Here is a 13,891-nt window from a genome sequence, read left to right on the forward strand (position 1 = left end):
CTCCATTAATCCCCCTCCGGTTTTTCCGGATCGAAAAGCCGGGAGAACAGAACAGATGAAAAACTGTAAGCCGTGTAGTCAACTTCGAGGAACTCACTCAAGTCGGTGAGAGCGGAGGAAACATCGGCATCTCCACCGTCCAGAATTCCGGCGTAGATATCCGATGCCAAATGAAGCCAGTTCTGCTCTTTCAGGCTCAAACGCTCCATGTCAGACCTCCCTTTCAAAAAATGATACAGATCCGAATACAGCATTATCCTCCGGAATTGTGCCAACTGAACTGCGGCGGGATCGGTCACCCCTCTCAGATCCTCCCCGTCGGGAAAAGTTTCCAGAACCCGCAAAAGCATCTCTACATACCGCAGTTCTGAACTATCATCAGTAATCAGTTTCTGGGATTGAAGGGGATAAAACCCGGTTTGAATATGCCAAATGTCCCCGGGGTTTAAGCGGCTGACCTGCAGGGTTGCTTCCGCCCATGAACGGACAAATGCTTTGTCAGAGTTTTCATTATGGAGAATTACCATATAGCGCCGAGCATTTCCCTGCTCCTGCATACCGTTCATGTTAGGTGAAAACTCCATTCCCCGAGAAGCCATGGGCGGCAGGTACAGCTCCACTTCCCTTGTTCCGCCTTCCTGCTCCGAAAGAACATAGTTGCTCAGAAAATGGAGCTGTAGCGCTTCAACGTGGGCGGACCTGTCGGAATCGTCCAGGTATATGGGGTTTTCAAGAAAACTCAATAGAGACCAGTAGGCATCGCTCCGGTTTTCACTGTCTATTTTCAGCCTTGCCAGCAGTTGTCTGGGAGGTATTTCAGGGCTGAGGGCAGCGTCCAGATTCCGCTGACTCCTGCGCAAATTCTCCACATATGCGTTCCACTTCTCAGCGGTATTCAGCCTGCTTTGAAAAAAGTCCCGATGAAGGCTCCGGTAGTAGATGTATTCCGCATCTTGGGAAAGCAGGGATGCGCTTTCCTCAAGGCCGGAAGAGTAGATGGTTCGTACGGGATCCCGTGTGAGGGGCTGAAAACCGTTTCCTGCGGTGATCCGCCGCTCTAAAACCCTGCGCTGCGCCGGTGAGACTCTGGCATCTTCTAGGAGCTGCTCCAGCTGAGCAGTGCTGCCGGAGCGCATGGCTGAAATCAGAGAGGAAGTATCAAGACCATCGTCGGATCCCGAAAGGGTGGACCAAAAGCTGTAAGAGGGAGTGATATCCGGCCTGAGAACTGGCATTGCCTTGAGCAGATATTCCAGAAGTTTTCCCGCTGTTCCGGATTCCGCGCCGAAGTCTGCTCCGGCCTCCCTGAGTCCGGCCAAAATACTCAGCGCGTCGTTTGCCTGAGATATAAGATCGCGCTTTGCTCCACGAATCTCTTCAACCTGCAGAGATGTTTTATCGGAAAGCTGGGCTGTCTCTCCGGATGCATCGGAATTTTCCACGGCCTCTTCAGATTCTTCGTTCAGCAGGCTGTACAGATATGGGGCCGTCCGGGAATTGAAATTCTCCCAGTCCTCAAGAGCCCTCCCCAGCTGGGAATAGAGCCTTGCCTGATCGCCGCCTTCCTCCGCAGCTGTGGAGCAAAGATGTATGGATTCATCTATATAATAATAGAGAGGGGCGGACCAGCTGAAATCGGGAGTAAATGGATATGCACCGTCTGCTGCCAGGTTATTCCATGAGAAAAACAGCAGACCGGCGAAAACCACACCGGTTATTCGTTGATGTACCATTCGTAAACCACCTTATGCTATAGTAACGGACATGAAACCGGAATCCAATGACCTTTTTACCGGAAAGCCCGATGATCATCAAGCAAGGGCACCGGGAAGCGAACCACTGGCAAGCCGCATGCGGCCCCGTACGATTCAGGAATTCGCCGGACAGGACCACATTCTTGCTCCCGGGCGACTGCTGAGGCGGGCTATTGAGGCCGATCAGCTCAGCTCTCTCATTTTTTCCGGGCCTCCAGGCACCGGGAAGACCACCCTTGCCCGAATCATTGCGAATCACACCAGAAGCAGATTTCAGAGTCTCAACGCTGTACTTACCGGGGTTAAGGAGATCCGCCAGGCAATCGAAGAAGCCCAGAATCAACGGAATTATTATAGCACCAGAACTATTCTTTTCATCGACGAAGTTCACCGATGGAATAAATCCCAACAGGATGCACTTCTGCCCTGGGTGGAAAACGGAACCGTGGTTCTCATAGGCGCAACCACAGAAAACCCGTTTTTTGAGGTGAATCAGGCTCTTGTATCCCGCAGCAGAATATTTCAACTCAAGAGTCTGGAGTTCGGGGATTTGGAAAAGATATTTCATCAGGCCCTTGAAGATCCTCTGCGAGGCTACGGCAATTTTGATATTCAGATTGATGATGATGCGAAAGAGCACCTTATCTCCTCCGCCCGGGGTGACGCCCGAAGCCTCCTGGGCGCCCTTGAACTGGCGGTGGAAACCAGTGTTCCCGATTTCCCCCCTCCGCCGGGGACAAACATCCACATAGACATATCCATAGCCGAGGACAGTATCCAGCAGAAAGCGGTGCTGTACGATAAAAGCGGTGACTACCATTTCGACAGCATCTCCGCGTTTATCAAAAGCATCAGGGGGTCGGATCCCGATGCAGCCCTGTACTGGATGGCCAAGATGGTGAACGCCGGCGAAAGCCCCGGATATATTTTTCGGAGAATGCTCATCAGTGCTGCAGAAGATGTCGGCCTGGCGGACCCCCAGGCAATTATACAGGTTCAGTCCGCAGCCCAGGCGTTTGATAGAGTGGGTCTGCCCGAGGGACAGTTTTTCCTGGCTCAGGCGGCGCTTTACCTGGCGACTTCACCGAAAAGTAACAGCGGACTGGGATTCTTTGACGCCCTTGAAGCGGTGAAGGCTGAATCCTCAATGAGCGAAGTGCCCAACCATCTGAAAGACGCAAACCGGGATAAAGAAGGATTCGGCCACGGGAAGGGATATCTCTATCCTCATGCCTACGCCGAGCATTGGGTTGCGCAGAATTACCTCCCGGAAGGGGTTCGTGGCCGGGTGTTTTACCACGGAGGAACCATGGGAGTTGAGGGAGAGCGATACCCCCATGTGTTGCGCCGGAGGGAACTGCAGCTTGAGGCCGAGGACGAACCCTTCCGGGAAGTGTTGAGTTATTCGGGACGAAAAAGCAGTTCACCGGAGTATGCGAAAATTATGAAACACGGCTGGGTAGAGCGCAGCCGGGGTTCGGGAAGCAGCCGTTGGGAGGAACTGAGAAGCCGTCTTTTTGATATTCTTCAGGACAGCCGATCACTTAGCCGCCACAGTCGGCTGGTGATTTTCGGGGGACATATCGGACCGTTGGTCTGGGAAGGCCTTAGACGCTGTCAGGAGGGATTCTGCGCCGGCATTTTTACCGACCCGGGCGAGCAGGAACGCGTCGCCTATCTTGCCGGCCAAATGCCCGAATTGGACGCCCCCGGGGTATTGGGGATGAACGACGAGCCGGGGACGCTCCCCCCGGCAGATTTCTTCCTGATACACCGCAGACCGGAAAGAGCTCAATTGGAGGGCGAAAAGGAGCGGGAGCTAAAAACCTCCGTTCTGCAGGCCAACCCTGGAGCGGATATTGTCGTACTTGAGCCTGCCCTGGATGAAATGCCGCCGTTTTCACTCTGGCTTGAAGAAATTCTCAATAGTCCGGGAGGAGAAGATATTCTACCCGGGGTGGATGCAAGGCTTTTAGCAGCCTTTCGGGAAGGGGAGAAAGCCCATTTCAGAAAAATCTATTCCCGGGACGCCCAATCTCCCGGGGAGATTTTACAGATTATTGCCCTGGACACCGACAGGGTTCCGGACACCCGGAGCTTATCCTCCTGGTTTGGCAACGATTCCTACCGCAGCGGATTGCTGTGCACCCTGTCGGAGGAAGATTTGGACCGGGTGGAACAAGGAACCCGTGGTTTGGGTGGTTTGGAAATTCCTAACGGTCTCCCGTCCTGGAAGCGCTATTATCGGGTGTCCGTGGAATGATTATCGCCACACATGGAATTGCTGCAAGTGAAATTTTCAAAAGAAAACCCTGTTGACAAAATGGGTTCCATCCTATATATATAATCGCTCACGTGGTGGATGTAGTTCAATGGTAGAGCACCAGATTGTGGTTCTGGTTGTTGCGGGTTCAAGTCCCGTCATCCACCCTGATTCATAGGGTTTTTCTGCTGCCTGTTTCAGCAGCCGGCAGAAACACACCCTTCTATGCGTCCGTAGCTCAGCTGGATAGAGTGCCGGACTTCGAATCCGTGGGTCGCAGGTTCGAATCCTGCCGGGCGCGTATAGAACGGCTTCTGCAGTTTACGGGGCAGCCGTTACAATTCACAGATCATGGGCCGTTAGCTCAGCTGGTAGAGCAGCAGACTCTTAATCTGCGGGTCGAAGGTTCGATCCCTTCACGGCTCAACCATGGGATGTCCGAGACACCAAATCGGACATCCCTTTTTTTATCCGTTTGAATCCGTATATAAACCCAGGCCCCCGGCTTCTTCAGCCTCGCAGGAAGATTTTTCCCGGGGATATATTGACACTTTTTCCCCCATTATTTATATTCTGCCCTCAGTGAGATGAACCGGCGCCGTACCGGAACGCCTCACCAGGGTCATAGAATCCGGTTCAAACTTTTTTTGAAAAAGGATATTGACCAAAGACATAAACTACTGTAGTATCTGCCATCGCAGTGTCTGCGAGAGTGGTGAAATTGGTAGACACGCTAGATTTAGGATCTAGTGCCGTACGGTGTGAGGGTTCGAGTCCCTCCTCTCGCATACACTCTCCGCCAGAATCTGGCAGCCGGGGATTATCGGGTGTGCAATATGTTGCACACCTGCGGGAGTAGCTCAGTGGTAGAGCTCTACCTTGCCAAGGTAGATGTCGCGAGTTCGAATCTCGTCTCCCGCTCGACAATATTGAAGCGATCTGGTGAACTCCAGGTCGCTTTTTTTTTCTAATCCGGCCCGGGAAACTGAACTCCGGATCACAGGCCATCGGCTAATAACCCCATCGTTCCTCAGGAGAAAGAGATGATCGAATCAAAAAATGTTGAGAGACTTGAAAACAGCAAGGTGCGTCTTTCGGTAACTGTGGCAAAAGAAGCTGCCCAGAAAGAATATGACGGCCTGCTTAAGCAATATTCCAAAAAAGCTCATATTAAAGGGTTCCGTCCCGGAAAAGTTCCCACATCGGTGCTTGAACAGAAGTTCGGCGACAGCATCCGGGTGGAAGCGGCTCAGAAGCTGATCGAAGAAAGCCTGAAAAACATCTATGAAGAAATTGATGAAAAGCCCCTTCAGTATGCAACACCGGAGCTGGACGGTGAACTAGAATTTAATCCCGGTGAGAAGTTCACCTTTGCGGTTACCTACGATATTTTCCCGGATGTTGAAGTAAAAGAGGCCGGAGGTTTCACAGTGGAAGAACCCCAGGTCAGCATCGGCAAGGACGCCATTGAAGCTGAACTGAAACAAATTCAGGAACAAAATGCCATTGTAAGTGAGAAATCCGAAGGCAGCGTAGAAAAAGACAATATCATCACCATTAATTACTCAGAACTGGATGAAAACGGCGAAGAGATCGAAGGAAGCAGCCGTGAGGATTACAGCTTCACCGTAGGAAGCGGATACAATCTCTATAAGATTGATGATGATGTTCTGGGGATGAAACTTGAAGAGGAAAAGACCTTTACCAAGACATACGGTGAGGACGTGGATGATCCTTCGTTGGCCGGAGAAACGAAAAATATTAAAGTAAAAGTCACCAAAATCAAGGAGAAGGATCTTCCGGAACTGGATGACGAACTTGCCCAGGACGTGGATGAAAAGTACTCCAGCCTGGATGATCTGAAAAAAGATATTAAAAAACGCCTTGCCGCCAACAAGGACAACCAGCTGCGGAAGGTGAAAACCGATGCTCTGGTTGAGCAGCTTGTGGAAAAGAACCCCGTGGACCTCCCCGACAGCATGATTCAGGCCGAACTGGACGCAAACTGGCAGAATTTTATCCGCCAATTCGGGGGAGACGAGAAAATGGTGGAGTCCCTGTTGGGAGCCCAGAACAACACCCGGGAAACGCTCTTTAGCGAATGGCGTCCAGCTGCCGAGCAGAGACTCAAAAGTCAGATTATCCTCTCCAAACTCATCGAAGACCGGAAAATTGAGGCATCCGATGAAGAAGTGGACGGGGAAATCAAAAAAGTTGCAGACCAGAACAACATGAGCGAAGAAGATGTGCGCAGCTATTATCAGCAGAACCAAATGATGGAGTATATCCGCCAGGACATTAAGGAACGAAAACTCGTTGACCAGCTTCTGGAAGAGAATACCGTGAAGAAAGGGAAAAAAGTGAAGTATCTGGACTTCATTCAAGCAAATGCGTAGATTGTAGGGAAAATCCAATTACGGCAGTCTCAAAACCCGCGTTTTGGGATTGCTTCAACAACAGGAACTCAGTATGAATGTACAAAATAACAATCTTGTTCCGGTGGTAATCGAGCAGACCGGTGTAGGCGAACGCAGTTATGATATTTACAGCCGGCTTCTCAAAGACCGCATTATTTTCCTGGACGGCGAAATACACGATATTAATGCGGATATTGTGGTAGCTCAGCTGCTGTTTCTCGAAAGTCAGGATCCCGATAAGGACATTTCTCTCTATATCAATTCACCCGGCGGCTCAGTGACCGCCGGACTGGCCATTTACGACACGATTCAATATATCAGAGCTGACGTACAAACAATTTGTATGGGCCAGGCAGCCAGCATGGCGGCAGTTCTGCTGGCTTCCGGGACCGCAGGTAAACGCCTGGCGCTGCCCTCCTCCAGAGTGCTGCTCCATCAGCCCTGGGGAGGCGTTCAGGGTCAAGCCAGCGATATTGGCATACAGGCCCGAGAAATGGTGCGGTTGAAAAATCTTCTCATAGATATTTTTGTGAATCACAGCGGACAGGACCGTGAAACGGTTATCCGGGATCTTGAGCGTGATTTTTTCATGGGCGCCGAGGAAACCAAGGAATACGGCATAGTGGACAATGTACTTGTCCGGGGGAAGAATGAGTAAAAAAACAGACAACAACAAATCATGCTCGTTCTGCGGCAAGCCCGGGGATTATGCCCGGAGATTGATCGCAGGACCGGGTGTTTACATCTGCGATGAATGTGTAAATGTCTGTAAGAAAATTCTTGATGAGGAAGAGGACGAGATCACCACGGACTTCCTGGATGAAGTCCCCAGTCCTCAGGAGATCAAGGAATATCTGGATGAATATGTGGTGGGTCAGAATCCGGCAAAAAAGGTTCTCTCCGTGGCTGTGTACAATCACTATAAACGGATCACCCAGAAGCAACATCTTGAAGACGATATTGAAATTGAAAAGTCCAATGTTCTCATGCTTGGCCCCACCGGTACGGGTAAAACCCTGCTGGCCCGGACCCTTGCACGGAAACTCAAAGTTCCCTTTGCCATTGCCGATGCCACCACTCTCACCGAGGCGGGGTACGTGGGTGAAGATGTGGAGAATATCCTTCTAAAGCTGTATCAGGCTGCGGGCCAGGATGTATCGGCCACTGAACGGGGCATTATTTATATCGATGAAATCGATAAAATCGGCCGGAAGGGCGAAAATGTTTCCATAACCCGGGATGTAAGCGGTGAAGGGGTACAGCAGGCCCTGCTGAAAATAATCGAAGGCAGTATCGCGTCCGTTCCCCCCCAGGGAGGAAGGAAGCATCCCAGTCAGGAAATGATCAAAATTGATACCGGCAATATCCTGTTCATACTGGGCGGAGCCTTTGTAGGGCTGGACAAAATTATCGAAGGGCGGATTTCCGAGCATCCCATGGGATTCGGCGCAACCGTAAAGCCCAAACACGAGGACACCGCTGCGTTATTCAAATCCCTCCACCCCGATGATCTGGTAAAATTCGGATTGATCCCCGAATTTGTGGGTCGGCTTCCCATACATGTTGCCCTGGATAAACTCCATGAGGAAGATCTGGTTCGCATCCTTTTGGAGCCCCGGAACTCCATCGTAAAGCAGTACACGGCAAGCCTGAAGCTGGATGATGTTGAATTAACATTCGAAGAAGATGCGGTGAAAGCCATTGCCAAGACGGCAATCAGCAGAAAAACCGGCGCCCGTGGTCTACGCTCCATCGTGGAATCCATTATGATCGATATAATGTTTGATCTTCCCTCCATAGAAGGGGAAAAACAGGTTATCATTACCAAGGATGTGGTGGAAAACGGTACCCGGCCGGAAATCATTCAGAAAACGAAAAAAACTGCCTGATACTTTCCGATAAACGAGGCAGAATATGAAAATATTCACGAAACCCAAGGCAGGAGGGGCAGTCAGCGAACTTCCCCTTATTGCCATTAAAGATCTTGTACTCTTCCCCCACTCCGCCAGTCCGGTGTACATACAAAAAAATGCCGGGCTCAAGTCGGTGGAGCAGGCCATGGCCGGCAAGCGTCACATTATGCTTGCCTATTTCAGCGGCGAAGAAACTGCTTTGAAAATGGAAAACCTGAACCAGGTGGGGACGGTTGCACGTATCGTTCAGGTAATGAAACTCCCCAACAACAGTTCGCGAATTCTCCTGGAAGGAGTTGAGCGGGGAGAAATTCAGAGCATTCATCAGACTGAGGGCATATATTCCGCCAGGACTCAGAGTCTCTCTCTAGATAACCAGCTCACACCGGAAGTCGCCACCCGTATGAGGGCTCTTCAGGATAACTTTAAAACCTTTGCCAGAGACAACAAGAAAATTCCACGGGAGCTCCTCCAGGCCATAGGCCGTTCAGATAACCCCCACAATCTTATTGATCAGATTATCTCCCAAACCGGTATTCCCTTTCAGCGGAAACTTGAGTTCCTGAATCAGACCGACACTATTCGGCGTCTGGATGACCTTGCCCTCGAGCTCGAATCGGAAACTGAAATTCAAAGCCTCCGTAAGGATATCAGTAAGCGGGTTAAACAGCGAATGGACGATAACCATCGGGAATTCGTAATAAATGAACAGATCAAGGAACTGAATAAAGAGCTGGGAAAGGAAGAAAGCGATCCTTCGGGAGTGAAGGAACTGGAGCGGCATTTTGAACAGGCGGACTTACCGGAGGAGGTCCGGGCCAAGGTTGAGACCGAGCTGAAACGCTTGAAACGTCTCCAACCTATCAGCCCTGAGGCGGGAATTCTCCGGGGCTATCTTGAATGGATTGCCGACCTTCCCTGGGATAATTTCAGTGAAGACCGAATTGACCTGGTTGAAGCAGCATCCATTCTTGACCAAGACCACTACAACATGAAGGAACCCAAGGACAGAATTCTGGACTTTCTGGCAGTACTTCAGATGAAGCAGAATATGAAGGGACCAATTCTCTGTTTTGTGGGTCCTCCGGGAACAGGTAAAACAAGCCTTGGGAAAAGTCTTGCCCGGGCCATGGGCAGGGAGTTTGTCCGGATCAGCCTTGGAGGTGTGAGGGATGAAGCTGAGATCCGGGGACACCGCCGTACCTACGTAGGGGCTCTGCCGGGCAAAATCATTCAGGGACTGAAACGGGCCGGGAGTTCAAACCCGGTATTTCTTCTGGATGAGATTGACAAACTGTCTTCCGATCACCGGGGTGATCCCAGCTCTGCCCTGCTAGAAGTATTGGATCCCGAACAGAATAAAAATTTCGTGGATCATTACATGGAAGTGGCTGTGGATTTGTCCAAGGTTCTCTTTGTGACCACCGCCAACAGCCTGCACGGTATTCCATATCCGCTTCTAGACCGGATGGAAATCATCCAGATTCCCGGCTATACACAAATCGAAAAGAGTAAAATTGCAGAAGGGTTCATAATTCCCAAGCAGCTCAAGGAGCACGGCCTGGACTGGGCGGATGTAAAATTCTCCAAGGAAGCGGTAAAAACCGTTATAGACGGCTACACCAGGGAGAGCGGAGTTCGGAACCTTGAACGGGAAATCGCAAAAGCACTGCGAAAGATCGCAAGAAAGGCGGTTGAAGACGGCATTATTGCCCCGCCGGCACCCGAAGCCGATCCGGATGAACATGAAAAACCGGTATCAGAGCCGGGAACGGCACCAGAGCCGGGAACTGCACCAGAGCCTGAACAGACCCCAGAACAAGATAACGAAGCAGCGATCCAAGCCAATCCGGAAGCCGAAACACCCGGCGAAAATGGCCAAGCTCCTAACGTTTCGGATAACACAGCTGGGGAAGAAGAGCGTCCGGATTTTAGATTCCACGTGGGCACCAGAGATGTAAAAAAACTTCTTGGCACCAGAAAGTTCGACACAGATATTTTGTACAAGGATAATCCCGCCGGGCTGGTATATGGAATGGCATGGACCGAACTTGGGGGGAAGCTGCTCCCGGTAGAAGCTATTATTCTGAATCCTGAGGGTACCGGAGATATGACGCTTACCGGAAGCCTGGGCGATGTAATGAAGGAGAGCGCCCGAATAGCCCTGTCGGTTGCCAGGAAAATTGTCGAAGACGGGGGGCTCAGCGTGGAATCTGACATCGCGGTGAAAGCTGATATCCACATTCACGTGCCCGAAGGCGCAATTCCCAAAGACGGTCCCAGCGCCGGCATCACTCTCACCACCGCCCTTCTTTCCATTTTCAGCGGAAGACAATTGCCTGAGTTTACCGCAATGACCGGAGAGATAACCCTTACCGGAAGAATACTCCCGGTGGGAGGCATTAAGGAGAAGGTACTGGCCGCCCATAGAAACGGTTTCAAAACCATTCTTCTTCCCGCGAAAAATTCCAAGGATTATGATGAACTGCCCGGAGAAGTAAAAAAAGCGGTAACTTTTCATTTCGTTGAGGATATTCAACAGGCAATCTCACATATTTTTCTTGCAGAATGAGTTAGGCTTACCCTATACTTTAGACTAGAGCAGCTATTTGAGGAGGCAATTGTGGTAAACCTAGGGAAGACATTGGGTGTCGCAGCTTTTTTCCTGATTCTGATCACATTTCCGCTTACATCCCAGGAAGTATCGGCAGAGAATTCATCGGTATATTACGTAAAAAGTCTTGTAATAAACCAGATTGCTATTGGCGATTACGGCTACAGAGTTACCTATTTAAACGGCAGAGGCAAACTTCATGATGCATATCTGCCCCATGAGTGGTTCTCTGCAGCTGCGGGCAAAGGAGAACAGATTGAAACCTGGTCCAAGTCCGCGCCTTATATGGAAGTATTTTATGAGGACGGAGCTTTTTCCCATGTGCGAGTCTTCGTTATTCCCACATACGATCACATTAGCTGGACGGTACTCCGGGATGATGATGATGTAGAGGCAAACTTTGCAGCGGAAACACTTGAAATAAATTATAACTGAGGCTGTAGCTATAGATGCAATATACCCCCGTACCTCCACCTCTCATCGATTTGATCGCATCTCGAGATATTTTTTACCTGGTGTCTCATGTGGATCCCGACGGCGACTGCATCGGATCCAGTCTCGCATTGGGCGAATTTCTTAATCGTTTGGGAAAAAAGGTAGAGTATTTCAATGAAGGCCCCTTCGGGCGAAGGGAGATCATGGAGTTTGCCCGTTTTTTCCACCCCGGGTTTACTACTGAGCACAAAGGGGAGAAAGATCATGCCGTCGCAATAGTCCTGGACTGCTCCACCCTGGACCGTATCGGTTCATTAGCCGATGATGTTGCAGATATGACCACAGCTGTTATTGATCATCACAGCAGTGGCCGAGATTTCGGAGATGTGCAATTCATTAATCCCAGCTGTCCATCCACCAGCCTTCTGGTTCAGCAGCTTATAGAAAGTCTTGGTGAGAAACCCACTCTCAAGGAATCGGAATATATTTTCTTTGCATTTGCCACAGATACGGGATTCTTCCGTCACCTGGGAGAGAACACCCAGGCCAGTTTTCAACTGGTGGCTAAACTGGTTGAAGCAGGGGCTTCTCCCAGGAGAATGTATGAACAGATTTCAAGCGGCGTGAGCCTGAAAAGCCGTCAGCATTTAGGTATGTTGCTGAACCGGGTTGAAAGCCGCTTGAATGGCCGCTTCTTATATACCTGGGAAAACCTTGAAGAGATCAAAAGGTATGGCCGGACCAACCGCGACTCCGACAGCCTGTATCAACAGCTGATGAACGTGGAAGGTGTTGAAATTCTTCTTGTTCTCCGTGAGGAGGAGCCCGGAAAAGCAGCTGGCAGCATTCGAACCAGGGAACTGATAGATGCGGGGAAACTTGCAGCCCGCTTCGGTGGAGGGGGGCATGCTCGGGCGGCGGGTTTTCTCAGCGACCTGAGCGTTGAAGAAACCCTGAACCTTGTATTTCCAGCAATAGAGGAACTCCTTTCTTCCAACTGATCAGGAAGGACCCCTGATCGAATCAGTGCATCTACGAGTAAAATGTAAAAATATCTTCAGAATACAATCACACCGGTTTTTTCCCCGGTAAAAGTATTAAGGAGATATGACCATGAACCTTACACAGAAAGTGATTTGCTATCAGCATGGAAGATGGACGCTCACAGCTCTACTTCAGGACATCCGGGAGCTGCTCACCAGATGGCTGATACGCGACTTTCACTGGTCTCAGGAAGACGCTGACGATTTTTACGTTCAGATCAGGCATAAGCTCATTCGTCATATTCACCGTTTTCGATTTGAAAACACCAGTTTCTCCCACTATCTGCGGAAGATGCTCAGCCGCCAAGTCTACAGTTATCAAAGCAGCATTATTGCGGACCGGAAGCGCAGTGAACACATAGCGGCTCACATTTCCCGGGACTATTCTCCTGTAGTTTCCGGCCTGCATCTGCAGTATGAAATCCGTGAGGGGATGTGGCCTGAGTCCCGCACCCCGGATGAAGAGTGTCTTAAAAATGAAATATTTCGACATATTGAAGAGGATGAACGGGACGGAGCCGATGATCCCGATCCCCGGACCATGGATGCGGACAAAAAACAATTACTCCTCCACTCATTACAGCATGCATATCATTGGGATGATTCTGTGATTTCCCGTCTCAGCAAGGAAACGGGCATAAGCACCACCCGGATCCTGGGCTACCGTCAAGAACTGTTTGAAAGTATTGAGAAAAAACTGGAGCGAAAGCAAAGGCTTCAGGATATCAACACGAAAAAGTACCTCAAGCTCAGTTTCAGTGCCCACGAGGATTCATATCAGCAAGCCAGGAGAGAGCGGTATCACCGCTCCACTCAGAAGCTCACACGTTGCAGCATAGCCCCAACCCATAAAGATATTTCCCGTTGTACGGGAATTCCCAAAGGTACGGTGGACAGCAGTCTGCATAAAGGTTTCAGAAAGAACTTGAAGACCTGAGATTATGCCGGTATTCTGGTTTTTATGGACATACTTATTGCCAGCAACAACCCTCATAAAATTGAAGAACTAGCTGCCATACTTCCCGGGCATACACTCATTCCCGCAGGGGAATTTGTCAAGGATTTCGATCCCCTGGAGACTGGAAGCAGTTTTTTGGAGAACAGCCTCATAAAATCCCGGAGTCTGTTTCACCGCCTGTCTCCAAAAGAGCGGGAAGGCCTTGGGGTACTCGCCGATGATTCGGGGCTATGTGTCGATGCTCTCAACGGCGGTCCCGGCATATACTCCGCCCGATTCGGCCATGAGGAAGCCGGGCGGAAACTCAGTTCAGATGAGCAAAACAAACTCCTGTTGGAGAAATTATCCGGTCTGCCCCCATCCCGCAGGAGCGCCCGGTATATCTGCTGTATGAGCCTTATTCTCGATTCCAACCGCATATATACGGCACAGGAAAGCTGGGAAGGACTTATTGCCGCTGAACCTTCAGCTGCAACAGGAGGTTTCGGCTACGA

The 13,891-nt window shown here is 50.4% G+C and carries 10 protein-coding genes and 5 tRNA genes; 14 read left to right on the top strand and 1 reads right to left on the bottom strand.

The features are described from left to right. Positions 1–5 precede the first annotated feature (5 nt). Positions 6–1,733, bottom strand: coding sequence for a hypothetical protein (locus tag AC52PS_RS12705; protein WP_495563448.1), 1,728 nt, complete (start codon positions 1,731–1,733; stop codon positions 6–8). A 31-nt stretch (positions 1,734–1,764) separates the two neighbouring features. Between AC52PS_RS12705 and AC52PS_RS12710 the strand changes: the two genes are divergently transcribed. From AC52PS_RS12710 to AC52PS_RS12775, 14 genes are all read left to right on the top strand, one after another. Continuing rightward, positions 1,765–4,017 carry an AAA family ATPase gene (locus AC52PS_RS12710; RefSeq protein ID WP_495563449.1) on the top strand — a complete coding sequence of 751 codons (2,253 nt, stop codon included), beginning with the start codon at positions 1,765–1,767 and terminating at the stop codon, positions 4,015–4,017. Between the two features lie 95 nt (positions 4,018–4,112). After that, positions 4,113–4,184: transfer RNA gene (locus AC52PS_RS12715), tRNA-His, on the top strand. A 60-nt stretch (positions 4,185–4,244) separates the two neighbouring features. Continuing rightward, positions 4,245–4,318, top strand: a tRNA-Arg gene (locus tag AC52PS_RS12720). A gap of 52 nt (positions 4,319–4,370) precedes the next feature. Further along, positions 4,371–4,443 (top strand) — tRNA-Lys (locus AC52PS_RS12725). 280 nt (positions 4,444–4,723) lie between these two features. Further along, positions 4,724–4,805, top strand: a tRNA-Leu gene (locus AC52PS_RS12730). Between the two features lie 61 nt (positions 4,806–4,866). Then, positions 4,867–4,938 (top strand) — tRNA-Gly (locus tag AC52PS_RS12735). A gap of 122 nt (positions 4,939–5,060) precedes the next feature. Continuing rightward, positions 5,061–6,413, top strand: a complete 1,353-nt coding sequence (tig, locus tag AC52PS_RS12740; protein WP_495563450.1) for a trigger factor — start codon at positions 5,061–5,063, stop codon at positions 6,411–6,413. A 73-nt stretch (positions 6,414–6,486) separates the two neighbouring features. Further along, positions 6,487–7,092 (top strand): ATP-dependent Clp endopeptidase proteolytic subunit ClpP, encoded by a 606-nt coding sequence (gene clpP / locus AC52PS_RS12745; RefSeq protein WP_495563451.1) that lies wholly within the window; start codon positions 6,487–6,489, stop codon positions 7,090–7,092. Next, positions 7,085–8,323 carry an ATP-dependent protease ATP-binding subunit ClpX gene (clpX, locus tag AC52PS_RS12750; RefSeq protein WP_495563452.1) on the top strand — a complete coding sequence of 413 codons (1,239 nt, stop codon included), beginning with the start codon at positions 7,085–7,087 and terminating at the stop codon, positions 8,321–8,323. The genes clpP and clpX overlap by 8 nt, the downstream gene beginning before the upstream one ends. A 25-nt stretch (positions 8,324–8,348) precedes the next feature. Then, entirely contained in the window at positions 8,349–10,919 is a 2,571-nt protein-coding gene (gene lon / locus AC52PS_RS12755; protein WP_495563453.1) for an endopeptidase La, read from the top strand. 51 nt (positions 10,920–10,970) lie between these two features. Further along, entirely contained in the window at positions 10,971–11,396 is a 426-nt protein-coding gene (locus AC52PS_RS12760) for a hypothetical protein (RefSeq protein ID WP_495563454.1), read from the top strand. Positions 11,397–11,410: 14 nt separating this feature from the next. Further along, positions 11,411–12,397 (top strand): DHH family phosphoesterase, encoded by a 987-nt coding sequence (locus AC52PS_RS12765; RefSeq protein WP_495563455.1) that lies wholly within the window; start codon positions 11,411–11,413, stop codon positions 12,395–12,397. Between the two features lie 112 nt (positions 12,398–12,509). Further along, the gene (locus tag AC52PS_RS12770; RefSeq protein ID WP_495563456.1) at positions 12,510–13,376 is read left to right on the top strand and encodes a hypothetical protein; all 867 of its coding nucleotides are present in this window, start codon (positions 12,510–12,512) and stop codon (positions 13,374–13,376) included. A 24-nt stretch (positions 13,377–13,400) separates the two neighbouring features. Beyond that, positions 13,401–13,891: non-canonical purine NTP pyrophosphatase (locus AC52PS_RS12775; protein ID WP_495563457.1), on the top strand; the 491-nt coding region annotated here is incomplete at its 3' end.

It is taken from the genome of Salinispira sp. (assembly GCF_059431795.1).